The organism is Sphingomonas sp. (assembly GCF_026460985.1).
Taxonomy (GTDB): Bacteria; Pseudomonadota; Alphaproteobacteria; order Sphingomonadales; family Sphingomonadaceae; genus Sphingomonas.
On the sequence record NZ_JAPKNM010000001.1, the window covers coordinates 262,052 to 285,483 of the forward strand.

The 23,432-nt window shown below is 68.5% G+C and carries 25 protein-coding genes; 11 read left to right on the forward strand and 14 right to left on the reverse strand.

Features of this window, described 5'->3' with window-relative positions; translation table 11 throughout:
- Nucleotides 1–80: 80 nt before the first annotated feature.
- Together MT490_RS01360 and MT490_RS01365 are read left to right on the forward strand one after the other, a co-directional pair.
- A complete protein-coding gene (locus tag MT490_RS01360) occupies nucleotides 81–833 on the forward strand; it encodes an electron transfer flavoprotein subunit beta/FixA family protein (protein WP_297383571.1) in 753 nt (250 codons plus the stop codon).
- Nucleotides 830–1,759 (forward strand): electron transfer flavoprotein subunit alpha/FixB family protein, encoded by a 930-nt coding sequence (locus MT490_RS01365; protein ID WP_297383573.1) that lies wholly within the window; start codon nucleotides 830–832, stop codon nucleotides 1,757–1,759. Before MT490_RS01360 ends, MT490_RS01365 begins: the two co-directional genes overlap by 4 nt.
- Nucleotides 1,760–2,021: 262 nt before the next feature.
- Here the strand turns inward: MT490_RS01365 and MT490_RS01370 are convergent, their stop codons facing one another.
- The 5 genes from MT490_RS01370 to MT490_RS01390 form a co-directional block, all read right to left on the reverse strand.
- A complete protein-coding gene (locus MT490_RS01370) occupies nucleotides 2,022–2,795 on the reverse strand; it encodes a TSUP family transporter (protein ID WP_297383575.1) in 774 nt (257 codons plus the stop codon).
- Between the two features lie 45 nt (nucleotides 2,796–2,840).
- Nucleotides 2,841–3,365 carry a hypothetical protein gene (locus MT490_RS01375; protein WP_297383577.1) on the reverse strand — a complete coding sequence of 175 codons (525 nt, stop codon included), beginning with the start codon at nucleotides 3,363–3,365 and terminating at the stop codon, nucleotides 2,841–2,843.
- A gap of 45 nt (nucleotides 3,366–3,410) precedes the next feature.
- Entirely contained in the window at nucleotides 3,411–4,646 is a 1,236-nt protein-coding gene (gene nhaA, locus MT490_RS01380) for a Na+/H+ antiporter NhaA (RefSeq protein ID WP_297383579.1), read from the reverse strand.
- Between the two features lie 77 nt (nucleotides 4,647–4,723).
- Entirely contained in the window at nucleotides 4,724–6,304 is a 1,581-nt protein-coding gene (locus MT490_RS01385) for a lysine--tRNA ligase (protein ID WP_297383581.1), read from the reverse strand.
- Nucleotides 6,305–6,391: 87 nt separating this feature from the next.
- Nucleotides 6,392–6,817 (reverse strand): organic hydroperoxide resistance protein, encoded by a 426-nt coding sequence (locus MT490_RS01390; protein ID WP_297383582.1) that lies wholly within the window; start codon nucleotides 6,815–6,817, stop codon nucleotides 6,392–6,394.
- A 136-nt stretch (nucleotides 6,818–6,953) separates the two neighbouring features.
- Between MT490_RS01390 and MT490_RS01395 the strand changes: the two genes are divergently transcribed.
- The 4 genes from MT490_RS01395 (at nucleotide 6,954) to MT490_RS01410 (ending at nucleotide 11,506) form a co-directional block, all read left to right on the forward strand.
- Nucleotides 6,954–7,391: a MarR family transcriptional regulator gene (locus MT490_RS01395; RefSeq protein ID WP_297383584.1), complete on the forward strand. Its 438-nt coding sequence runs from the start codon at nucleotides 6,954–6,956 to the stop codon at nucleotides 7,389–7,391.
- 332 nt (nucleotides 7,392–7,723) lie between these two features.
- A complete protein-coding gene (locus MT490_RS01400; protein ID WP_297383586.1) occupies nucleotides 7,724–8,158 on the forward strand; it encodes a hypothetical protein in 435 nt (144 codons plus the stop codon).
- A 91-nt stretch (nucleotides 8,159–8,249) separates the two neighbouring features.
- Nucleotides 8,250–10,958, forward strand: coding sequence for an ATP-dependent DNA helicase (locus tag MT490_RS01405; protein WP_297383587.1), 2,709 nt, complete (start codon nucleotides 8,250–8,252; stop codon nucleotides 10,956–10,958).
- Between the two features lie 14 nt (nucleotides 10,959–10,972).
- Nucleotides 10,973–11,506: a histidine phosphatase family protein gene (locus tag MT490_RS01410; RefSeq protein WP_297383589.1), complete on the forward strand. Its 534-nt coding sequence runs from the start codon at nucleotides 10,973–10,975 to the stop codon at nucleotides 11,504–11,506.
- Between the two features lie 58 nt (nucleotides 11,507–11,564).
- Here the strand turns inward: MT490_RS01410 and MT490_RS01415 are convergent, their stop codons facing one another.
- The 5 genes from MT490_RS01415 to rpmF all read right to left on the reverse strand — a co-directional run bounded on the left by MT490_RS01415 (nucleotide 11,565) and on the right by rpmF (nucleotide 14,534).
- Nucleotides 11,565–11,903, reverse strand: coding sequence for a MerR family transcriptional regulator (locus MT490_RS01415; RefSeq protein ID WP_297383591.1), 339 nt, complete (start codon nucleotides 11,901–11,903; stop codon nucleotides 11,565–11,567).
- 7 nt (nucleotides 11,904–11,910) lie between these two features.
- Entirely contained in the window at nucleotides 11,911–12,210 is a 300-nt protein-coding gene (locus MT490_RS01420) for an integration host factor subunit alpha (protein ID WP_297383593.1), read from the reverse strand.
- Between the two features lie 115 nt (nucleotides 12,211–12,325).
- Nucleotides 12,326–13,297 (reverse strand): beta-ketoacyl-ACP synthase III, encoded by a 972-nt coding sequence (locus tag MT490_RS01425; RefSeq protein WP_297383595.1) that lies wholly within the window; start codon nucleotides 13,295–13,297, stop codon nucleotides 12,326–12,328.
- Nucleotides 13,294–14,325 (reverse strand): phosphate acyltransferase PlsX, encoded by a 1,032-nt coding sequence (gene plsX / locus MT490_RS01430; protein ID WP_297383597.1) that lies wholly within the window; start codon nucleotides 14,323–14,325, stop codon nucleotides 13,294–13,296. Before plsX ends, MT490_RS01425 begins: the two co-directional genes overlap by 4 nt.
- Before the next feature lie 29 nt (nucleotides 14,326–14,354).
- A complete protein-coding gene (rpmF, locus tag MT490_RS01435) occupies nucleotides 14,355–14,534 on the reverse strand; it encodes a 50S ribosomal protein L32 (protein ID WP_297383599.1) in 180 nt (59 codons plus the stop codon).
- 190 nt (nucleotides 14,535–14,724) lie between these two features.
- Between rpmF and MT490_RS01440 the strand changes: the two genes are divergently transcribed.
- Nucleotides 14,725–15,126 (forward strand): MAPEG family protein, encoded by a 402-nt coding sequence (locus MT490_RS01440; RefSeq protein WP_297383601.1) that lies wholly within the window; start codon nucleotides 14,725–14,727, stop codon nucleotides 15,124–15,126.
- A gap of 143 nt (nucleotides 15,127–15,269) precedes the next feature.
- Here the strand turns inward: MT490_RS01440 and MT490_RS01445 are convergent, their stop codons facing one another.
- Nucleotides 15,270–15,944 (reverse strand): MBL fold metallo-hydrolase, encoded by a 675-nt coding sequence (locus MT490_RS01445; protein ID WP_297383603.1) that lies wholly within the window; start codon nucleotides 15,942–15,944, stop codon nucleotides 15,270–15,272.
- A 39-nt stretch (nucleotides 15,945–15,983) separates the two neighbouring features.
- On the opposite strand from MT490_RS01445, the gene pabB reads away from it, so the two are divergent.
- Genes pabB through msrA form a run of 3 tightly spaced genes read left to right on the forward strand, consistent with a single transcriptional unit; the run spans nucleotide 15,984 to nucleotide 19,705 of the window.
- Entirely contained in the window at nucleotides 15,984–17,792 is a 1,809-nt protein-coding gene (gene pabB / locus MT490_RS01450; protein ID WP_297383605.1) for an aminodeoxychorismate synthase component I, read from the forward strand.
- Between the two features lie 33 nt (nucleotides 17,793–17,825).
- Entirely contained in the window at nucleotides 17,826–19,025 is a 1,200-nt protein-coding gene (locus MT490_RS01455; RefSeq protein WP_297383607.1) for a pyridoxal phosphate-dependent aminotransferase, read from the forward strand.
- Nucleotides 19,026–19,051: 26 nt separating this feature from the next.
- Complete coding sequence (msrA, locus tag MT490_RS01460; protein ID WP_297383608.1) at nucleotides 19,052–19,705, forward strand: peptide-methionine (S)-S-oxide reductase MsrA; 654 nt, start codon at nucleotides 19,052–19,054, stop codon at nucleotides 19,703–19,705.
- 134 nt (nucleotides 19,706–19,839) lie between these two features.
- Here msrA and MT490_RS01465 read toward each other — a convergent pair whose 3' ends face one another.
- Nucleotides 19,840–20,241 (reverse strand): DUF1489 domain-containing protein, encoded by a 402-nt coding sequence (locus MT490_RS01465; RefSeq protein ID WP_297383610.1) that lies wholly within the window; start codon nucleotides 20,239–20,241, stop codon nucleotides 19,840–19,842.
- Nucleotides 20,242–20,272: 31 nt separating this feature from the next.
- Nucleotides 20,273–21,676 (reverse strand): magnesium transporter, encoded by a 1,404-nt coding sequence (gene mgtE / locus MT490_RS01470; protein WP_297383612.1) that lies wholly within the window; start codon nucleotides 21,674–21,676, stop codon nucleotides 20,273–20,275.
- Nucleotides 21,677–21,810: 134 nt separating this feature from the next.
- On the opposite strand from mgtE, the gene MT490_RS01475 reads away from it, so the two are divergent.
- Nucleotides 21,811–22,263, forward strand: coding sequence for a peptidylprolyl isomerase (locus tag MT490_RS01475; RefSeq protein WP_297383614.1), 453 nt, complete (start codon nucleotides 21,811–21,813; stop codon nucleotides 22,261–22,263).
- A gap of 84 nt (nucleotides 22,264–22,347) precedes the next feature.
- Here the strand turns inward: MT490_RS01475 and MT490_RS01480 are convergent, their stop codons facing one another.
- On the reverse strand, nucleotides 22,348–23,238 hold the full coding sequence (locus MT490_RS01480) for a LysR substrate-binding domain-containing protein (RefSeq protein WP_297383616.1): 891 nt from the start codon (nucleotides 23,236–23,238) through the stop codon (nucleotides 22,348–22,350).
- Nucleotides 23,239–23,432: the final 194 nt, after the last annotated feature.

Genomic DNA, 23,432 nt, shown 5'->3' on the forward strand with positions numbered 1-23,432 from the left:
GTAAACGTAAGCCAGTGAAGTTTTTTGCCAGGCTCGACCTTTCCTCCCCGGAATGAGGGCAGAGCCAAGGAGAGAAGCAGATGAAGGTCCTGGTACCGGTCAAGCGCGTGCTTGATTACAATGTGAAGCCCCGCGTGAAGGCGGACGGGACGGGGGTCGATCTGGCCAACGTCAAGATGAGCATGAACCCCTTCGACGAGATCGCGATCGAGGAAGCGGTGCGCCTGAAGGAAAAGGGCGCCGCGACCGAAGTGGTCGTCGTGACGATCGGCGTGGCCAAGGCCGAGACCGACGTGCTGCTGACCGCGCGCGCGATGGGCGCGGACCGCGCGATCCTGATCGCCACCGACGACGAGGTCGAGCCGCTCGGCGTCGCCAAGTTGCTCGCCAAGGTGGCGGAAGAGGAGCAGCCGGGGCTGATCATCCTCGGCAAGCAGGCGATCGACGACGATTCGAACCAGACCGGCCAGATGCTCGGCGCCCTGCTCGGCTGGCCGCAGGGCACCTTCGCCTCGAAGGTCGAGCTCGGCGGCAACGGCGTCAAGGTGACGCGCGAAGTCGATGGCGGGCTCGAGACGGTCGATCTCAAGCTGCCCGCGATCGTCACCACCGATCTGCGTCTCAACGAGCCGCGCTACGCCACCTTGCCCAACATCATGAAGGCCAAGACCAAGCCGGTCGCGAAGAAGACGATCGCCGATTACGGCGTCGACGTTACGCCGCGGCTGAAGACGCTGAAGGTCGTCGAGCCGGGCAAGCGCCAGGCAGGCGTCAAGGTCGGCAGCGTCGACGAGCTGGTCGAGAAGCTCAAGGGTCTGGGAGTCGCGAAATGAAGACGCTGGTCTGGGTCGAACACGACAACAAGCACGTCAAGGACGCGACGCTAGCCGCGGTCACCGCGGCCTCGAAGCTCGGCGAGGTGCATCTCCTCGTCGCGGGTGCCGGCTGCGCCGCGGTCGCCGACGAAGCCGCGAAGATCGCGGGCGTGGGCAAGGTCCATCTCGCCGACGACGCGGCGCTCGAGCATGCGCTGGCCGAGAATGTCGCGCCTTTGGTCGCCAAGCTGATGGAGAGCCATGACGCGGTGCTCTTCCCCGCCACCACCACGGGCAAGAACATCGCGCCACGCGTCGCCGCATTGCTCGACGTGATGCAGATCTCCGACATCCTCTCGGTCGAGGGCGCGGACACCTTCACGCGGCCGATCTATGCCGGCAACGCGATCGCCACGGTGCAGACCTCCGACCGGAAGCTGGTGATCACCGTGCGCGGCACCGCCTTCGAAAAGGCGGCGACGAGCGGCGGCAGCGGCGCGGTCGAGGCGGTGAGCGGCGCCGGCGATGCCGGGCTGTCGGCCTTTGCGGGTGCCGAGATCGCTGAATCGACGCGGCCGGAGCTGACCGCCGCCAAGGTGATCGTCTCGGGCGGGCGCGCGCTGCAGAACAGCGAGAACTTCCATGCGCTGATCGAGCCGCTCGCCGACAAGCTCGGCGCCGCAGTCGGCGCCTCGCGCGCCGCGGTCGACGCGGGCTACGTCCCCAACGACTATCAGGTCGGTCAGACCGGCAAGATCGTCGCGCCGGAGGTCTATATCGCGGTCGGCATCTCGGGCGCGATCCAGCACCTGGCGGGCATGAAGGATTCGAAGACGATCATCGCGATCAACAAGGACGAGGACGCCCCGATCTTCCAGGTCGCGGACATCGGCCTGGTCGGCGACCTATTCAAGATCGTGCCCGAGCTCACCGAAAAGCTCTGAGCCTGGATCTCGATTTCCACGAACACGGGGCGGCCCGCCTGCACGGCGCGGCCGCCCCTTTCCTGTCCGCGCTCGACTGATTGAGGCGTAAACCCAGCCCATATATTCTCCGTCATCCCCGCGCAGGCGGGGATCCAGGGTTTCTCTGCTCGGTCGGGTCTGCTTGGCTCTGGATCCCCGCCTGCGCGGGGATGACGGTAAAGGGTTTGGCGATAGACGACTTACAGCGGTTATCTCTCAACAGCTTGGATAGGTTCTCAACCTAGAACATCCGCCACAGGGGATTGGCCGGATCGGCGAGCAGCTTGAGCGTCAGCGCGAGCGACAGCACCACCAGCAGCGGCCGGACGCCGCGTCCGTTGAAGCGGATGGCGAGATATGCGCCGAGTTGGTTGCCGCCCACGTTGGCGATCGCCATCGCGATCCCCAGCGTCCATAATAGCTGGCCCCCGGCGACCATCGCCAGCAGCGCGGCGATGTTGGTCGCGAGGTTGAGCAGCTTGGTGTTGGCGATCGCGCGTACCAGGCCGAGCCCGCCGAACGCCACGAGCGCGGTGGTCAGGAACGAGCCGGTGCCGGGGCCGAAGAAGCCGTCATAGAATCCGATCAGCGTCACGACGATGGTGAGCCCGCGCGGCCCCAGCCGGGCGTGCCGGTCGACATGGCTCATCGGCGGCGCGAGCAGGAAATAGAATCCCATCAGGACGAGCAGCACCGGGACGAGCGCCGCGAGGAAGCTCGGGTCGACATGCTGGACCACCGCCGCGCCGCCGGCCGAGCCGGCGAAGGCGCCCGCCACGGGCATCGCGAAGCGGCGCAGGTCGACATGGCCGGCGCGGGCATAAGCGGCGAAGGCCGAAGCGGTGCCGAAGGCGCTCTGCAGCTTGTTGGTGGCGAGCGCCGAGACCGGGGGGATGCCCGCCGCGAGCAACGCCGGGATGGTCAGCAGCCCACCTCCGCCCGCCATCGCGTCGATGGCGCCGGCGAGGAATGCGACTGCGGCGAGCAGGGCGAGGATATCGGGCGCGACTTCCATCACCGCGCGATAGCGGCACGCGCATGCCGGGGCGACCCCAGGCCGTTACTCGGCCGGCTTGATGCTCTCGACCAGGATGTTCGATCGGCCAGGGGGCGCGGAATCGATCGCGGTCCGGGTGTCGCACTTGGGGTCGGGGGCAAGCGCGTACCAGTGGATCCGCGTGCGCTGGCGCAGCGTGCGGAAGAGCTTGCCGGTCGCGCGATCGGTCATCTGGGCGTCGAACCGGCCGTCGGTCGACATGATCGCGCGCCATTCGAGCGGCTCGGCGCGCAAGGTCGCCTTGGTCGCGTCGAGATAGTCGCTCTGGATCAAAGCGGGCTCGAGCTGCACCACCAGGTCGCGGCCCCTTATGATGTTGGTGAAGCCGACATCGGAGAATTCCTCCACCGACCATTTGTCGTCGGCCGCCGCCTCGCCCCAGCCGACGCGCAGCGGGCTGCCGCGCCGGACCGCGGCGATCAGCTCGGCGCGGTTCCCCGCGACGTCCTCGCCCTGCGGGCCGTTGGCGAAGAGGAAGCGCCATTCCGAGGGGCATTGCGCGGCGAGCAGGGCGGCGAGCAGCAGCATGGCCGGAGCCTAGGCAGCCGGGACCCCCGGCACAATGGCCGAGCTTCAGCCTGCCCGGCGCCGCGCGATCAGCCTCGCCGCGAGCACGCGGCGGGGCGGTGCGAACCGCAGCACGACATAGCCGGCGAGCGCCGAGAGCAAGGATCCGGCGAGCACGCCGACCTTCACTTCGTTGCCAAGCGCCGCGTCGCCCGGGAAGGCGAGCCCGCCGATGAACAGGCTCATCGTGAAGCCGATCCCGGCGAGCAGCGACACGCCGTAGATCTGCGGCCAGCTCGACCAGCCCGGCTTGGGCGCGAAACCGGTCCGGTGCGCGATCCAGATGCTGCCGAATATCCCCGCCTGCTTGCCGAGGAACAGCCCGAGCGCGATTCCCAGCGGCAGCGGCGCCAGCAGGATCGCCGGAGTCATGCCCGCCAGCGACACCCCGGCATTGGCGAAGCCGAACAGCGGCACGATCAGGAAGGCCGACCAGGGATGGAGCGCATGCTCGAGCCGGTGCAGCGGCGACCCGTCGTCGCGCGTGATCGGGATCGTCAGCGCCGTCGCCACCCCGGCGATCGTGGCGTGCACTCCCGATCGGAACACGAAGACCCAGAGCAGGCAGGCGAGCAGCAGATAGGGCGTCAGCGCTTTCACGCCGCACCGGTTCAGCGCGTACAGCGCCAGCAGCACCGCGCCGGCGCATGCCAGCGCGACGAGGTCGAGCCCGGCGGTGTAGAAGAGCGCGATAATCAGCACCGCGCCGAGATCGTCGACGATCGCCACGGTGGTGAGGAACAGCTTGAGCGCGGTCGGCGCGCGCGTGCCCAGGATCGCGAGTACCCCGATCGCGAAGGCGATGTCGGTGGCGGCCGGGATCGCCCAGCCGTTCGCCAGCGCCGGCTGCCCGCGCGCCACGAGCAGGTAGATCGCCGCCGGCACCGCCATGCCCGCCATGGCCGCGAGCACCGGCAGCCGCCGCCGCGGCCAGCTCGCGAGGCGCCCGTGGACGAACTCGCGCTTGATCTCGAGCCCGACGAGCAGGAAGAACAAGGCCATAAGCGCGTCGTTGATCCAGCGATGCACCGTCATCGGCCCGTAGCGCGGGCTGATCGCCGGGCCGGTCTCGAGATGGAGCGCGTGGAAATAGGCGTCCGACCAGCCGGGCAGGTTGGCGACGAGCAGCGCACACGCCGCCGCGCCGATCAGCGCGATCCCGCCCGCCGCCTCGCTGCGGAGGAAATCGCGAGTCGCCGAGCCGATGCCCCTTCCCCGTTCGTGCTGAGCTTGTCGAAGCACTGTCTTTCTCCAGACCTCGGGGCCAAAGGGAAGAACGGCGCTTCGACAGGCTCAGCGCGAACGGGTGGGGTACCGGGTCAGGATGCCTTGGCCAGCGCCTCGGCGATCAGCTTCCGCGAATTCTCGATCCCGTAGAGCGCGATGAAGCTGCCCATGCGCGGGCCCTGCTCGGAGCCGAGCAGGGTTTCGTAGAGCGCCTTGAACCAGTCGCGCAGATTCTCGAACCCGCCGGTCTTGCCGATCTCGTAGACGATGTTCTGGATGTCCTCGGCGGGCGCATCGACAGGAATCGCGGCCAACTCGGCATCGAGGCGCTTCAACGCGTCCACCTCCACGCCTGCGGGCGCGCGCCGCTTGAGCGTCGGCGCGACGAAATCGCGGGCATAGGCCAGCGCATAGCCGATCAGCGCGTCGAGCGCCGGATAGGCTTCGGGCGTCGCGTCGGGGACATAGTTGGCGAGATAGGCCCAGACCTGCTCCTTGCTCGCCTCGCCCATCACCCCGACCAGGTTGAGCAGCAGCCCGAAGGTCACCGGCAGCGTCTCCGCGGGCGGCGGGCCGTTATGGATGTGGTGGACCGGATTGCCGAGCTTCTGCTCGATCGGCTGGGCGGCATAATTGCCGCGGAACTGCCAATAATCGTCCACCGCGCGCGGGATCACGCCCATGTGCAGCGCCTTGGCCTTCTTGGGCTCGCGATAGATGTAGAAGGCCAGGCTCTCGTCGGGGCCATAGGTCAGCCATTGCTCGAGGCTGAGGCCGTTGCCCTTGGACTTGGAGATCTTCTCGCCCTTCTCGTCGAGGAACATCTCGTAGTTGAAGCCCTCGGGCGGCCTGCCGCCGAGCACGCGCGCGATCTTGGAGGACTGGATCACCGAATCGATCAGGTCCTTGCCCGCCATCTCGTAATCGACGCCCAATGCGACCCAGCGCATCGCCCAGTCGACCTTCCACTGGAGCTTGGCCTGCCCGCCGAGGATCGACTGCTCGATCCGTTCGCCCTCATCCTCGAACGCGATCATCCCGGTCTCGGGATCGAGCACCTCGATCGGCACCTGGAGGACCACGCCGCTCTTCGGGCTCACCGGCAGCACCGGCGAATAGGTCGCCTGGCGCTCCTTCCTGAGCGTCGGCAGCATCACGTCCATGATGCCCTGATAGTTGCGCAGCACGCCCCGCAGCGCGTCGTCGAACTTGCCGCCGGCATAATAGTCGGTCGACGAGACGAACTCGTAGTCGAAGCCGAAGCGATCGAGGAATTCGCGGAGCAGCGCGTTGTTGTGCGCGGCGAAGCTCTCATGCGTGCCGAACGGATCGGGGATGCGTGTCAGCGGCTTGCCGAGATGCTGGGCGAGCATCTCCTTGTTGGGGACGTTGTCGGGGACCTTGCGCAGCCCGTCCATGTCGTCGCTGAACGCGATCAGCCGCGTGGGGATATCGCTCAGCGCCTCGAACGCGCGGCGGACCATCGTCGTGCGCAGCACTTCGTTGAAGGTGCCGATATGCGGCAGCCCCGAGGGGCCGTAGCCGGTCTCGAACAGCACATGGCCTTTCGCGGGCGCGCCCTCGGGATAGCGTTTGAGCAGCTTCCGCGCCTCTTCATAGGGCCAGGCCTTGGATTCGAGCGCGGCTGCGCGGAGCGTCTGCTTGTCGGTCATATCGGCCGCGTCTAGCGAAGCGCAGCGGCCGGTGCCACCCCGGTGGCTCGTCGAGCCGCCGGGGTGGCACCATGCCGGGCATTGTCGTCAGGCGATGCTCAGCCCGACATCGACATTGCCCCGCGTCGCGTTCGAATAGGGGCAGATCTGGTGCGCCGCCGCGACCAGCTTCTCGGCATCGCCGCGATCGACTCCCGGCAGGCTGACTTCGAGATCGGCGGTGATGCCGAACCCGCCGGCCGCGCGCGGACCGATGCCCACGCTTGCGGTCACCGTGGTCTCGGCGGGCACCTTGAGCTTGAGCTGCTGGCCGGCGACCTTGAGCGCGCCGATGAAGCAGGCCGAATAGCCCGCCGCGAACAGCTGCTCGGGATTGGTGCCGTCGCCGCCCGCGCCTCCCAGTTCCTTCGGCGTCGAAAGCTTGGCGACGAAGCGGCCGTCCTCGGAGCGGGCCTCGCCGTCGCGGCCGCCGGTGGAGGTGGCGCGGGTGCGGTACTTCACGTCTACGGACATCGTCGGACTCCTTTGTGTCTGCGATAATCATTATCGCGATATAGTTCTAATATGCATGCGAATCGCCCTTGTCCAGCACATTCTGTATCGCGATATATATTTTCCTGATATCGGCTCCGGCCCTAGGAGAATGCCCGTGCCCGCCGCCCTTCCGCTCGACGACCAGCTCTGCTTCTCGCTCTATGCGACGAGCATGGCGATCAATCGCGCCTACAAGCCGATGCTCGACCGGCTCGGCATCACCTATCCGCAATATCTGGTGCTGCATGCGCTGTGGGAGCAGGACGGCCGGACCGTCGGCGCGATCGCCGAGCGGCTCGCGCTCGAATCGAGCACGGTCACGCCGCTGGTGAAGCGGCTGGAAGCGGCGGGCTTCGTCACGCGTGAACGCAATCCGGACGACGAGCGCCAGGTCCAGGTAGGGCTCACCGAACGCGGCACGGCGATGCGCGAACAATGCGGCTGCCTGGCCGAGGCTTTGCTCGAGCGCGCGGGGATGAGCGGCGAGCAGCTGGGAGCGCTCAACCACCAGGTCCAGGCGCTCTGGCAGGCGCTGCGAACGCCGCGCGACTGAAGCGATACCGGTCCGGCAGGCCCCGACTCTAGATTGTATCGACATTCAAATTCCCCTCCCTTCAAGGGAGGGGTTAGGGGTGGGTTGGCACCGGCCGGGGCTCGATGCCCCGGCCGGTGCCTCTTGCGACACGATTGGCGAGTCTTTTAGGCGCGCAGACGCGCGCACCCACCCATGATCGGGTGAACAGCGCCCCGCGCTGTTCAAGCCATGCCGGGGGCATGGCTGGCCCGATCATCCCTCCCTGCAAGCAGGGAGGGGAAATTTGAATGTCGACACAACCTGAATCCCACCCCTTCCAATGTAGGATTTCCTTTGGGATAGACTCGTGGATGCACGAGTCGCCGCCTCCCGATCCGCCCGGCACCGAGGACGATCTCGATTTCACGCCCGTGCCGCTCACCCGCCATCGCCATGACGGCTGGACGGCCGAGCGCCAGCGCGGTTTCATCGCCGCGCTCGCCGAGACCGGGGTGGTGGCGCGGGCGGCGCGCGCCGTCGGGATGAGCGCCGCCTCCGCCTATAATCTGCGCCGGCGCCCGCATGCCGAGAGCTTCGCCCTCGCCTGGGACATGGTCGAGGACGAAGCGCGCGAGCGTGCGTTCGCCTTCGTGCGCGACCATGCGATCAACGGCACGACCCGGCCGCGCTTCTATCGCGGCAAGTTCGTGGGAACGATTCATGGCGTCGAGAGCCGGATGGCGCTGGCTGCGTTGCGGGCGTGCAGCGCGGTTCCACCGAGGCGCCGGGGGCCCGCGCAAAGTTGACGAATGAACCGCGACTCCCGCAACTTTGCCCGGCTCGGGCCGCGAAACCGGCTGGTCATGCGGAACGAAAAGCGTACAGACTGATGCGCCGATGACGCCGCCTCTGCCCTATCCCGCGCTGCACGCGAGCCATGGCGGCATCTGGATCGCCACGCCGGAGGGCGAGAGCCGGGCGGTGAGCCGGGGCGAGGCGATCCGGCTGGCGGCCGACACGCCGGTGATCCTGCTCAACGCGCCTTTGGTCGGGCAAAGGCTCGGCCATCCCGAGCTCAGCGGGCTCGATCTGCTCGAGCTCTTCGCCTTTCTGCGGCCCGCGCGCTTCATGGTGCCGACGCCCAAGGGCCTCGCCCGCGCCGCCGACTTGCCGGTGCCGGAGAGCGACGCGGAGGTCGCGCCTTTCCTGCGCCGTGCCGCCGAGGCTTTGCTCGCGATTCCCGCGGGCGACTGGCCCGAGCGCGAGGGGGCGTGGAATTCGGTCCAGTCGCTGTTCCGGTTGCGCTGGCCCTGGGCGCCGGCGCTGAGCCCCGCGATCGCCAAGCCGGCCCAGGCCGAGCGCTGGCTGTTCTCGAAGCTTCCCGAATGGGAGGAGCGCCCGGCCCGCCCCGCGCCGCGCACCGTCACGCTCGCCGATGCCGATATCGCCGAGCGGCTCGCCCGGTTGACCGGCAGCGGCGCCGAGCGGCGCCAGGGGCAGCGCGACTATGCCGCCGCCGCGGCGGGCGCCTTCGCGCCGCGCGAGGTCCGCGATTCGCCCAACCTCATCCTTGCCGAGGCGGGGACGGGGATCGGCAAGACGCTCGGCTATCTCGCCCCTGCCTCGCTCTGGGCCGAGCGCGCCGAAGGGCCGGTCTGGGTATCGACCTTCACCAAGGCGCTCCAGCGCCAGCTCGCGCACGAAGGCGAGCGGCTGTTCCCCGATGCCGAGACGCGCAAGCGGCGGATCGTCACCCGGAAGGGCCGCGAGAATTATCTCTGCCTGCTCAACCTCGAGGATGCGCTGCAGGGCGGGTTCGCCGGCCGCGCGGCGATCCTCGCGCAACTGATCGCGCGCTGGGCGAGCTACAGCGCCGATGGCGACATGGTCGGCGGCGACCTGCCGGGCTGGTTGCCCACCTTGTTCCGCCGCAACGGCTCGACCGCGCTGACCGACCGGCGCGGCGAGTGCATCTATGCCGGCTGCCCGCATTACCGGAAATGCTTCATCGAGCGCGCCGCGCGGGCGAGCGCCGAGGCCGATATCGTCATCGCCAACCATGCTTTGGTGATGGTCAACGCGGCGCGGGGCCGCGAATCGGCGACGCGGCCGACGCGCTATGTGTTCGACGAGGGGCATCATCTGTTCGACGCGGCCGACGCGATGTTCTCGGCCGCGCTCACCGGGCAGGAGGCGATCGAGATCCGCCGCTGGATCACCGGCCCCGAATCGGGATCGCGCGGGCGGCGGCGCGGGCTCGCGGCGCGGCTTTCCGACGTGGCGAGCTATGACGAGGAAGGCGGCCGCGCGATCGCCGAGGCGGTCGACGCCGCGCGCGCATTGCCGAGCGACGGCTGGCTCCAGCGGCTGAACGAAGGCGAGCCCTTCGGCCCGGTCGAGGCCCTGCTCGCAGCGGTGCGCGGGCTGGTCTATGCGCGCGACGTCAACGGCTCGGGCGATGCGGGCTATGGGCTAGAGACCGAGCTGGCCGAGCCCGACGGCGCCTTGGTCGAGGCGGCCGGTCCCGCGGGTGCCGCGCTCGATGCGCTGGTCCGTCCGCTGGTGAAACTGGGTCGCCGGCTCGAAGCGGTGCTCGCCGACGCGCCCGATTGGATGGACGGCCCGGCGCGCGCGCGGATCGAAGGCGCGATCGCGTCGCTCGGCTGGCGGACCGAGACCGTCGGCGCCTGGCTCGCGCTGATCGCGCGGATCGGCGGTCCGGCCGACCCCGAGTTCGTCGATTGGCTCGCGGTCGATCGCGTCGAGGGCCGCGAATATGATGTCGGGCTCCACCGCCACTGGCTCGATCCCTCGAAGCCTTTCGCCAAGACCGTACTCGAGCCGGCGCACGGCGCGGTGATCACTTCGGCGACGCTCCGCGCCGGCGGCGACTGGGACGTCGCCGAGGCACGCACCGGGGCATCGCACCTGCTGCGCCCCGCCCAGCGCTTCGAGGCGGCGAGCCCGTTCGACTATCCCGGCCAGGCCGAGGTTCTGATCGTCACCGACGTCAAGCGCGGCGACCTGCCCGCGCTCGCCAATGCCTATGCCCGGCTGGTCGTCGCGGCCGAGGGCGGCACGCTCGGGCTGTTCACCGCGATCCGCCGCCTGCGCGCGGTCCATGCCCGCATCGCCGATCGGCTGGCGCGCGAGGGGCTGCCTTTGCTCGCCCAGCATGTCGATCCGATCGACACGGGCACGTTGGTCGACATCTTCCGCGACGATCCCCGCACCTCGCTGCTCGGCACCGATGCGCTCAGGGACGGCGTCGACGTGCCCGGCCATTCGCTGCGGCTGGTGGTGATGGAAGGCGTGCCCTGGCCCAAGCCCAGCGTGCTCCATGCGGCACGGCGGCTCGCCGGGGGCGGCACCGCCTATGACGATCGCATCGTCCGCGCGCGGCTGGCCCAGGCGTTCGGCCGGCTGATCCGTCGCGCCGACGATCGCGGCACCTTCGTATTGCTCTCCGCCGCCAGTCCCTCGCGCCTGCTCGACGCCTTTCCGCCGGGCACGCCGGTGTCGCGCGTGCCGCTCGACGAGGCCGTGGCGCGAGTTCGGCTTTCCTTGTCGCCAAGCTTGCGGCATGGAGCCCCCGCCACCGCCTGAAAGTTCGGGGACGCATGAAGACGCTCACGTTGCTGCGCCACGCCAAGTCGGGCTGGGACGATCCGGTCGCGCGCGATTTCGATCGGCCGCTCAATCCCAAGGGGCAGCGCGCCGCGGCGATGGTCGGCCGCCACATGAAGGCGCTGGGGCTCGCCTTCGACCATGTCGTCGCCTCGCCCGCCGCGCGCGTGGTCGAGACGCTCGACCATCTCGGCCAGGGCTATGGCAGCGAATTGGCGCCGGCCTGGGACAAGCGCATCTATCTCGCTTCGCCCGCGACGCTGATCGACGTGGTGCACGATCTGCCCGCCGGGGCCGAGCATGTGCTGCTCGTCGGGCACAATCCCGGGCTGGAGGAACTGGTGCTGCAATTGGTGCCCAACGGCACGCTGCGCGACCAGGTCGCGATCAAGTTCCCCACCGCGACGCTGGCGGAGATGAATTTCGAGGTGGAGGGCTGGCGCGAGGTGCAGGCGGGCAACGCCACGCTCACCCGCTTCGTCCGCCCCCGCGATCTCGATCCCAGCCTCGGGCCGGACGGGCATTAGGTCGAGGGTGCATGGCTAGCGGGCCGTACTGCCTTTCGTTTTGGATATGAACCCTACTCTAGCCGCCATCCTCCTCGAGCGCCTTGACCAGCGCGTCGCGGATCGCGCGGAAGGACTCGGCGCTGCTCTTGGGGCTCGGCCGCCGCGCCTTTTCCTCGGCGAGCAGCTTCTGCACGCCGCGGATCGTATAGCCCTCGTCGGCGAGCAGGTGGTGGATCCGCCGCACCAGGGCAACGTCCTCGGGGCGATAGTAGCGGCGGTTGCCGGCGCGGGTCAGCGGACGCAACTGCGGGAAGCGCGTTTCCCAATAGCGCAGGATATGCTGCGGCCGGCCGATTTCCTGGGCGAGTTCGCCTATCGTGCGGAGGGCGCCTGCCGCCTTCTCCGCGGGTGGCATTTCGCCCTCAGCTGCCCGCCACGATGCGGTCGCGCATCATCTGGCTGGCCCTGAAGGTGAGCACCCGGCGCGGTGCGATCGGCACTTCGACGCCGGTCTTGGGATTGCGGCCCACGCGCTCGCCCTTGTCGCGGAGGATGAAGCTGCCGAAGCCCGAGATCTTGACGTTCTCGCCCTTCGAAAGCGCTTCGCACATGTGCTGGAGGATCTGCTCGACGAGGCGGGAAGCGTCGGCACGCGACAGACCGACTTCGCGATGCAGCGATTCGGCCAAATCTGCCCTGGTCAGCGTGCCCGCAGCCGGCATATCCGCAAGTCCCCCAAGTTAACCTGTGTGCGAAGTCAATCCTATCAGATTGTCCTCCCCCCGCAAACTACAACATTTCGTTGCGGTAACGAGGCAATCCTCATTCTGACACATATCAGAAACGTACGACGGCCGCACCCCAGGTGAAACCCCCGCCCATCGCCTCGAGGACGATAAGGTCGCCTTGCTTGATTCGCCCGTCGCGCACCGCGGCGTCGAGCGCGAGCGGCACCGATGCCGCCGAGGTATTGGCATGCTGGTCGACGGTCACGACGACCTTCTCGGGCGCGAGGCCGAGCTTGCGCGCAGTGGCGTCGAGGATGCGGGCATTGGCCTGGTGGGGGACCACCCAGTCCACGTCGCTCGACTGCAGGCCTGCGGCGGCGAGGGATTCCTCCATCACCGCGGCGAGGTTGACGACCGCGTGGCGGAAGACCTCGCGGCCCTTCATGCGCAGCTTGCCGACCGTTCCGGTGGTAGAGGGGCCGCCATCGACATAGAGCAGGTCGTTGTGGCGCCCATCGGCGTGGAGCCGGGTGGCGAGGATGCCGCGGCCGTTCGCCGCGTCGCTCTCCTGCGCCTCGAGCACGATCGCGCCGGCACCGTCGCCGAACAGGACGCAGGTCGCGCGGTCCTCCCAGTCGAGGATGCGGCTGAAGGTCTCGGCGCCGATCACCAGCGCGCGCTTGTGTGCGCCCGCGCGGAGCATCGAATCGGCGACCTGCACGGCGTAGAGGAAGCCCGAGCACACCGCGGCGACGTCGAACGCGACGCAGTCGTCGATGCCGAGCGCGGTCTGCACGCGGGTGGCGCTTGCCGGGAAGGTCTGATCGGGAGTCGCGGTAGCGAGCACGATCAGGTCGATGTCGGCTGCCTGGATCCCTGCCGATTCGAGCGCGGCGCGCGCGGCGCCGGTCGCCAGCGTGCTGGTGGTCTCGTCATCCCCGGCGATGTGGCGGACGCGGATGCCGGTGCGCTCGACGATCCATTCGTCCGACGTCTCGACGCGCTCCGCCAGCTCCGCATTGGAAACGCGCCGTTCCGGCAGGAAGGAGCCGGTACCCAGAATCACCGAACGCAATGTCACGCAGCCTTTGCCTCGAAATTCCCGAGATCCTCGGCGATTCGCCGATTGAGGTCGTCGCGCAGCATCTTCGCCGCGAAGCCTATCGCCGTGTCTACGCCCAGTTCGTTCGCACTGCCATGGCTCTTCACGACGATGCCGTTGAGGCCGAGGAAGATCGCGCCGTTGTGGTTGTTGGGATCGAGATGCGTGCGCAGCAATTCGGTGGCGGGGCGCGAGATCAGGAAGCCGATCTTCGAGCGCGTCGAGCTGGAGAAGGCGCGCTTGAGCAGGTCCGCCACGAAGCGCGCGGTGCCCTCGATCGTCTTCAAGGCGATATTGCCCGAGAAGCCGTCGCAGACGATCACGTCGACCTCGCCGCGCGAGAGCTTGTTGCCCTCGATGAAGCCCGTGAAGTCGAGCCGGAGATGCTTGGCCGCGCGCAGCTCGGCGGCCGCCTCGCGAATCTTGTCGGTGCCCTTCATCTCCTCGGTGCCGATGTTGAGGAGCGCGACGCGGGGATTTTCGAGGTCGAGCGCGATCCGCGCATAAGCGGCGCCCATCACCGCGAACTGGACGAGGTTGCGCGCGTCGACCTCGGTGTTGGCGCCGAGATCGAGCATCACGGTGTCGTTCTCGCCGAGCGTCGGCATCAGCGCCGCCAGCGCGGGCCGGTCGATGCCGGGCATGGTGCGCAGCGACAATTTGGCCATCGCCATCAGCGCGCCGGTATTGCCCGAGGAGACCGCGGCGCCGGCGCGGCCCTTCTTCACCTGATCGATGGCGATTCCCATCGAGGTGGTCTTGGCGCGGCGAATCGCGGCGCTCGGCTTTTCCTCGGACGCGACGACGCCTTCCGCGTGGACGATCTCCGACGCGGCGGTGAGGTTCGGGTGAGTCTTCAGACCCTCGCGGATCTGCGCCTCGTCGCCGACGAGGATGAATTCCATCCCCTCGAAGCGACGGCGCGCGCGTGCGACGCCGGCGAGCATGACCGCGATCCCCTCATCGCCGCCCATAGCGTCGACGGCGATTCGCATGGGATTGGTCATGCCGGTATGCCCCCGGTCGCGTGCGTGGCTCAGCCCTCGGCGGAGATGACTTCGCGGCCGTTATAATGGCCGCACGCCGTGCACAGATTGTGCGGGCGCTTCAGTTCGCCGCAGTTCGAGCATTCCTGGAACGCATCGACCGTGAGCGCGTCGTGCGCCCGGCGCATGCCACGCCGCGACGGCGAGGTCTTTCTCTTCGGAACGGCCATTCAGGCACCTTTACTTCGAAAACACGTGAATCAAGTCGCGATAGGCCCGCAATGGCATCCGGGCAAGCGACGGTTGGACCGGCGCCCACCGGACCAGCGGGGCAGGTCACGAAGCGAGGCCGCGCGTATAGCGATTCTTGCCCGACTTGCAAGGCCGTGGCACTTGGGGGTGAACCAAAAGGGGGTCGCCATGTTTTTCCTGCCCGTCGCGCTCGTCACTGCCGGGGCCGCCGCGCTCCTCAACTTCTGGCTGGGCCTGCGCATCGGCCGGCTGCGCATCTCCGAGAACATCATGGTCGGCGACGGCGGCAACCCGCGGCTGATCGCGCGGATGCGCGCGCAGCTCAACTTCGCCGAATATGCGCCGCTGGTGCTGATCCTGATCGCATTGGTCGAGCTGGCGCGCGGCACCCAGGCCTGGCTGTGGGGCGTCGCCGCGCTCTTCATCGTCGGCCGGGTGCTCCACGTGTTCGGGATGGACGGCTGGCGGCCGGGCCGGATGATCGGCATCCTCGCCACCATGCTGACGATGCTCGGGCTGGCGGGATACGCAGTGTATCTCGGCTATACCGGGCTCAATCCGCTGCGTTGAAGCATCTCCGTATGCGTTGAAGCATCTCCGTTCGCCCTGAGCTTGTCGAAGGGCGCCTTCCCACCGACGAAGCGCTCGCGGAAGGTCGGCCTTCGACAAGCTCAGGCCGAACGGAAACCGGAGCCAAGCCCTCGCGAAATGCGTTAGCGTCCCGCCAGCACGGCATCGCCGACAAAGGGATTCGTCCGCCGCTCATGGGCGAAGTTGCTCGGCTGGCCGTGCCCGGGGACGAAGACCGTGTCGCCGCCCAGGGGCCATAGCCGGCCGGTGATCGCGTCGATCAGGTCCTGATGGTTGCCCATCGGGAAGTCGGTCCGGCCGATCGATCCCTGGAACAGCACGTCGCCGACGATCGCCAGCTTCGACGGGGCGTGGTGGAAGACGACATGGCCCGGCGTGTGGCCCGGGCAATGATAGACATGGAGCACGAGCTCGCCGACGGTCACCTGGTCGCCGTTCACCAGCCAGCGGTCCGATTCGAAGGGCACGCCCCGCACGCCATATTTGCGGCCGTCCTCGGCCAGTCGGTCGATCCAGAAGCGGTCGGCCTCGTGCGGACCCTCGATCTTGACGCCGAGCTCGGCGGCGAACTCGCCGGCGAGGCCGCAATGGTCGATATGGCCGTGGGTGATCAGGATCTTCTCGATCGCGACCTTGTGCTGCTCGGCCGCCGCGCGCAGCCGGTCCAGGTCGCCGCCCGGATCGACGAAGGCGCCGCGCATCGTGCGCGTGCACCAGAGCAGGCTGCAATTCTGCTGGAGCGGCGTGACGGGCACGATCGCCACGCGCATCGGAGGGGTCGGCTGAGGGTTCGACATGGGCTGCCGCAGATAGGCGGCGGCGATGGTACGGGCAACATGGGCTTGCCGCGGGGCGGCGGCGGCGGCATGCGCAGCGCGATGGCGTTGCCCGCTTCTCCTTTCGTGCTGCTCGACGATGCTCGCCCCGGCGGTGCGCCGGCCCGGCTCTATGCCGATCCGGTCGAGATCGTGCGCGCCGACCGGCCCGAAGAGGTGCGGCCCGCGCTTGAGGCATTGCGCGCGGCGCGGGCGCGCGGCCTGGATGCGGCGGGCTATCTCCGCTACGAAGCGGCGGCGGGGTTCGAGCCGAAGCTGGCGCAGCTGTCCGCGCCGGGGCCTTTGCTCTGGTTCGGGCTGTTCCGCGGTTATCGGGAAGTCGCGCCCGGCGCGATCCTGCCCGATCCGGCGGGAGCATGGGCGAGCGCGCCGCGGCCCGCCGTCGAGCGCCACGCCTATGCGGAGCGGTTCGCGCGGGTCGCCGAGCTGATCGCGGCGGGCGACATCTACCAGGCCAACCTCACCTTCCGCGCCGAAGTGGCGACCGCGGGGTCGCCCCCCGCGCTCTATGCGCTGGTGCGCGGGCGCGCGGCGGCGGGCTATGGCGCGCTGATCGCGACGGGCGAGGAATGGCTCCTGTCCTTCTCGCCCGAGCTCTTCTTCGCGCTGGAGGGCGGCATCCTGACCGCCAAGCCGATGAAGGGCACGGCGGTGCGCGATGCGGATCCGGCGCAGGATGCCGCCAATGCGGCGGACCTGCTTGCCGATCCCAAGCAGCGCGCCGAGAATCTGATGATCGTCGATCTGATGCGCAACGATCTCAGCCGCGTCGCGCGCGCCGGCAGCGTCGCTGTGCCACAGCTCTTCCATCTCGAGCATTATCCGACCGTCCACCAGATGGTGTCGACGATCACCGCCGAGCTCGCCGAGGGCCGCGACGCGATCGACGCGCTTTCGGCGCTCTTCCCCTGCGGCTCGATCACCGGCGCGCCCAAGCTGCGCGCGATGGAGATCATCGCCGAAACCGAGGATGCGCCGCGCGGCGTCTATACCGGCGCGATCGGCCGGCTCGACGCCAATGGCGACACGAAGTTCAACGTCGCGATCCGCACGCTGACCCTGGCCAGGGGCGACTCGACCGCGCTTTTGGGTCTAGGGTCGGGCGTGGTTGCCGATTCGGACCCGGAGCAGGAATGGCAGGAATGCCTCGCCAAGGGGGCGTTCGTGACCGCGGGTGAGCGCTCCTTCGACCTGATCGAGACGATGCGCTTCGATCCCATGGAAGGCATGCCTTTGCTCGAGCGCCACCTGACGCGGATGAAGGCGAGCGCCGAGGCGCTGGGCTTCGCCTTCGATCGCCATTTGGTGCGCAACGAGCTCCAGGCCGCGACCTTCCGGCTGCGCACGCCCGCCAAGGTGCGGCTGCTGCTCGGACCCTCGGGCGCGATCTCGATCGGCATCAGCCCCCAGCCCGAGGCGCCCGACCAGCCGGTGGGCGTGCGCCTGCGCCCCCGCGAAGTCGCGCCGGACGACTTCCGCCTGCGCCACAAGACCAGCCGCCGCGACTTCCACGACCGCGCGCGCGCGGCCGCGGGCAGCTGGGAAGTCGTGTTCACCGATGGCGAGGGCTTCCTGACCGAGGGCAGCTTCACGTCGCTCTTCGTCGAGCGCGACGGGGTGCTGCTGACGCCGCCGCGCGCGCGCGGGCTGCTGCCGGGGGTGCTCCGCGCCGAGCTGATCGAGAGCGGCCGCGCGGTCGAACGCGACCTCCGTGCGGAAGACCTCGCGGGCGGTTTCCTGCTCGGCAACGCGCTGCGCGGACTTGTTTCAGCCGTTACAGTTGCGGAGCGCGCGAACGCGGACGTATAGGCGCGCCGTTCCCTCCCGGAAAAGGTGCCTCCCATGCAGACCTCCGCCGCGCTCCAGCGCATCCAGCCCTCGGCGACGCTCGCGATGACGAGCCGCGTGTTCGAGCTGAAGCGGCAGGGCATCGACGTGATCGGCCTCGGCGCCGGCGAGCCCGATTTCGACACGCCCGATTTCGTCAAGGAAGCGGCGATCGAGGCGATCCGCGCGGGCAAGACCAAGTATACCAATGTCGACGGCACGCCCGAGCTCAAGCAGGCGATCCAGGGCAAGTTCGCGCGCGACAACAACCTCACCTATGCCGAGAACCAGATCAGCGTGAACTCGGGCGGCAAGCACACCCTGTTCAACGCCTTCTGCGCGACGATCGACGCGGGCGACGAGGTCATCGTCCCGGCGCCTTATTGGGTGAGCTATCCCGACGTCGTCGAATTCGCGGGGGGCAAGCCGGTGTTCATCGCCGCCGGGGCCGACCAGGATTACAAGATCAAGCCCGAGCAGCTCGAGGCGGCTATCACGGCGAAGACCAAGTGGGTGGTGCTCAACTCGCCGTCCAACCCCACTGGCGCCGCCTATAGCGAAGCCGAGTTGAAGGCGCTGGGCCAGGTGCTCGAGCGGCACCCGCACGTACTGATCTATGCCGACGACATGTACGAGCACATCCTCTACGACGGCTTCGAGTTCCGCACGATCGCCGAGGTCTGCCCGTCGCTCTACGAGCGCACGCTGACCGCCAACGGCGTGTCCAAGGCCTATGCGATGACCGGCTGGCGGATCGGCTATGCCGGCGGCCCGGTGTGGCTGATCAAGGCGATGGGCAAGCTCCAGTCGCAGTCGACCTCGAACCCGTGCAGCATCTCGCAGGCGGCTTCGGTGGCGGCGCTCAACGGCGACCAGAGCTTCCTCAAGGAGCGCGTCGCGGCGTTCCAGGGCCGGCGCGACCTCGTCGTGTCGATGCTCAACCAGGTGAACGGCATGACCTGCCCGCGCCCCGAAGGCGCCTTTTACGTCTATCCCGAATTCGCCGGGCTGATCGGCAAGACCACGCCCAAGGGGCTGAAGATCACCACCGACGAGGAGATGATCGGCTATCTGCTCGACGAGGCGCGTGTCGCCGCGGTGCACGGCGCCGCCTTCGGCCTCTCGCCGGCGATGCGGATCAGCTACGCCACCTCGGAAGCGCTGCTGACCGAGGCGTGCACGCGCATCCAGACCGCCTGCGCGGCCTTGCGCTGAGGCCCGCAAAGGCCGATCTTGCGGCCATGCTGAAATGGGTCGTCCCCGCCGGACTCGCCGCGGCCGCGTTGCTGCCGGCGATCGCCGCGCCCGTGGCCGAGCGCGCGGTGCCGATCCCGCCGCCCGCGCAGGACGTGACCGGCGGCAAGGGCGAGCAGGTCGCGGTGCTCGCGGGCGGCTGCTTCTGGGGGATGGAGGCGGTCTTCCAGTCGGTGAAGGGCGTGCATTCGGTGACCAGCGGCTTCGCCGGCGGCACCAAGGCGACCGCGAGCTACGGCCAGGTCTCGACCGAGCGCACCGCCCATGCCGAGGCGATCCGCATCGTCTATGATCCTCGGAAAGTCAGCTACGGCACGCTGCTGCGCATCTATTTCTCGGTCGCGCACGATCCGACCCAGCTGAACCGCCAGGGCCCTGATGTCGGCCCGAGCTATCGCTCGGCGATCTTCCCGCAGGACGGGGCGCAGAAGCGCGTCGCCGCGGCCTATATCGCCCAGCTCGGCCGCACCAAGGCCTGGGCCAAGCCGATCGTCACGCGGATCGAGAGCGGCACCTTCTATCCCGCCGAGGCCAAGCACCAGGACTTCTTCTGGCGCAACCCGACTCACCCCTACATCGTGCGTTGGGACAAACCCAAGGTCGCCGCCTTCCGCAACGCGTTTCCGCAACTGGCGAACTGACAATCCTCCCCCGCCAGGGGGAGGTGGCATGCGAAGCATGACGGAGGGGGCGGAAGCACGATGGCCAGTGAGTCGCTTACCTCCCCCTCCGTCGCCTTCGGCGACACCTCCCCCTGGCGGGGGAGGATAAAGCATCAGATCAGCCCCATCGCCGCCAGCTCGCCGACCAGCGCCGGGGGCAGCTCGGAGATCCCCGCCCCCGCCTCGCCCAGATCGGGCGGCGCGTCCTTGCCCTCGAGATAGCGCCAGCCTTGGTGCGCGCGCTTGGGCCGCGCCTGGACGAGGACCAGCTTGGGCTCGAGATAGATCGCCACGCGCCCGCCCTCGGCCTCTCCGAAGCCGAGGATCGGCGAACGGCCGACCAGTTGGTGCTTGATGATCCAGAACAGCGAGCCGCCGACAATTTCCTCGTGTCGCTTGGGCAGGTAGCGCGTCGTCAGGAAGGCGGGCAGGTGCGCGGCCTTGAGCGCGAGGCGTTCCTGCAGATAGTCGATGCTGTCGCAGCCATAGGCGACTTTGGTCAGGTGTAGCGGCACGCGGTCAATCTGGGGTCGGAGAGCGCGGCGATCAACCGACCAGCCCGCTGGCGGTGGCGAGTCCCAGAAAGGCGAGGAAGCCCATCGAATCGGTCACCATGGTGACGAAGATCGACGAGGCGACCGCGGGATCGGCCCTGAACCGTTCGAGCGTCACCGGTACGAGCACCCCGGCGAGTCCGGCGATGAAGATATTGGCGAGCATCGCGGCCGCGATCACGCAGCCCAGCCCGGCGTCGCGGAACACCGTGCCGATGCCCAGCCCGATCACCGCCGCGACGGTCAGCCCGTTGAGGATCGCGATCGTGATCTCGCGCCGGATCGCGCGCACCGTGTTCGATTGGGTGAGCTGGTTGGTGGCGAGCGCGCGCACGGTCACCGCCAGCGTCTGGGTGCCGGCATTGCCGCCGACGCCGGCGACGATCGGCATCAGCGCGGCGAGCATTGCCTTCTGCGCGATCGTCGCGTCGAAGAAGAAGACGATCGTCGCGGGCACCAGCGCCGTCACCAGATTGGTGAGCAGCCAGCGCACCCGGCCCTTGTAGCTGTCGAGCACCGGCTCGTTGATGTCGCCCTCGCCTGCGCCCGACAGGCGGAGGATGTCCTCGCCCGCCTCTTCGGAGATGATGTGGACGACGTCGTCGACGGTGATCATGCCGACCAGCCGGCCGCTGCTGTCGACCACCGCGGCCGAGATCAGCGCGTACTTCTGGAAGCGCAGCGCCACTTCCTCCTGATCCATGTCGGCCGGGATCAGCGTCTGCTCGCGCTTCATCACGTCGCCGATCGAGACCGCGCGCGGGGTGCGCAGGATCCAGCTCAGGTGGCAGGTGCCGACCGGATGGTGCGCCGGATCGACGACGAAGATTTCCCAGAAGTCAGTGGTGAGCTCTTCGTTGCGCCGGAGATAGTCGAGCACGTCGCCGACGGTCCAATGCTCGGGCACCGCGATCAGCTCGCGCTGCATCAGGCGGCCGGCGGTCTCCTCGGGGTAGGAAAGCGCTTCCTCGATCGCGGCGCGGTCGTCGGGGTCGAGCGCGCGGAGCACCTCGCGCTGGTCCTCGACATCCATGTCCTCGATGATCGCGACGGCGTCGTCGGTATCGAGCTCGGCGGCGATGTCGGCGACCTGGTGCGGCTCAAGCGCGTCGACCAGCGCCTCGCGCACCCAGTCGTTCATCTCGGCAAGCACGTCGCCGTCGATCAGGTCGGAGATCGCCGCGGCGAGCGCCGGGCGCAGTTCGGCGGGGGTCAGCTCGACCAGGTCGGCGATGTCGGCGGGGTGGAGCGGGGCGACGCGGGCATGCGCCGCCTCGGCGTCGCCGGCCTCGACCGCCTCGAGCACCGCGCTGACGAATTCGGGCTTGAGCCGGTCGTCCTCGTCGAGCTCGCTTTCGGGCGCGTGCGTCTCCGGGTGAAGTTCGGTCTCGCTCATCGTCCGACCTCCCTGTTGCGCCCGGTCGCGCCGCTCCTAGCGCGCCCACTCGCCACTGCCAATGCGGCGCGCATGTTGCAAGCCACTCGCAACCTGCTTAGGGCCGCAGCTAAATCGGTTTCACGGAGTAACCCATGTCGGCACCCAGCACGCTCGTCCTGACCCTCGATACCGGCGATGTCCGCATCAAGCTGCGCCCCGATCTCGCGCCCCAGCATGTCGAGCGGATCGCCAAGCTTGCCGACGAGGGCTTTTATGACGGCGTGGTCTTCCACCGCGTGATCGACGGATTCATGGCGCAGGGCGGCGATCCCTCGGGCACCGGCATGGGCGGCTCGAAGGAGCCCAATCTGCCGCAGGAGTTCAACGCCGAGCCGCACGTCCGCGGCGTCTGCTCGATGGCGCGGACCAACGATCCGAACAGCGCCAACTCGCAATTCTTCATCTGCCTCGACGACGCGACCTTCCTCGATCGCCAGTATACGGTGTGGGGCGCGGTGACCGAGGGCATGGAGAATGTCGACGCGCTCCCCAAGGGCGAGCCCCCGCGCAACCCGGGCAAGATCGTCAAGGCGCGGACGGAGTAATTCGTCACCCCGGCGAAAGCCGGGGTCTCCCGCCGTAAGCGACACGCCTGCCGCCTGAGGTCCCGGCTTTCGCCGGGATGACGGTCAGAGCCCCTCGGCGTCGAGGGCTTCGATCAGCCAGTCGTGGAAGATCCGTACCGGGCGCTGGCCGAGCGCGCGGGGGCGGCAGACGAACCAGTAGCTGTAATGGCTCTCCACCGTCAGGTCGAAGAGCTGGACGAGCCGCTGGTCGCGTGCCGCCTCGAAATGCGATTCGAGCATGAAGGCGACGCCGAGCCCCTGCGCCGCCGCCTCGAGCATCAGGTTGCCCGAATCGAAATGGTCGATCGCCAGCGGCTCGAGATCGGGGAAGCCCGCCGCGGCGCGCCACGCGGTGAAGGTCTCGGGCATGTCGCGATGGACGAGCGCGGTGAGCTTGGCGAGCTGCTCGGGCCGCGTGACGGGATCGGGGCCTTCGACCAGCGCCCGCGATCCGATGACGTGCACGCGGTTCCGGTCGAGCCGCTTCGAATAGAAGCCCGGATCGATGTCGCGCGCGATCACGATCGCGGCGTCGAGCCCGTCGCCGAGCCGCGCCACGCCATAACCCGCCGTATCCACGTCCAGATGCAGCTCGGGATGCTTGCGCTTGAGCTCGGGGAGCTTGGGCAGCAGCCGCTGCGTCGCGAACAGGGGGAGCACGCCGAGGCGCAGCCGCAGCAATTCGCTGCCGCTGGTCATCGCCTCGACCGCATCGGTCATCGCGTCGAGCGCGGGCGCGATCAGCCCGAGCAGCCGGTCGCCGTCGTCGTTGAGCCGCAGCGCCTGGTGCCGGCGCTCGAACAGGGGCTTGCCGATGAAGCGCTCGAGCGACTGGATGCGCCGGCTGAGCGCGGGCGACGAAAGCGCGAGCTCCTCGGCGGCGGCCTTGATCGAGCCGAGCCGCGCGACCTGGACGAAAGCCTCGATGGCGGTGAGGGGTGGTAGCCTTCGCATACGCCTCTATTGTGCACTGCGTCACGAGCTTCGCCGAGTTCCCGTGCGCAGGCAAGCCCAGAAACTGCCCTTACGGCCCAGTATCGTTCCGCTTGAGCGCGATTGCAACCTTTGCAATTCGACTGAATGCATTTCGCACTTGCACAAAAATTCGCCGCACTGCACATATTGCGTGCCTTTCAGGCATCCTCTCC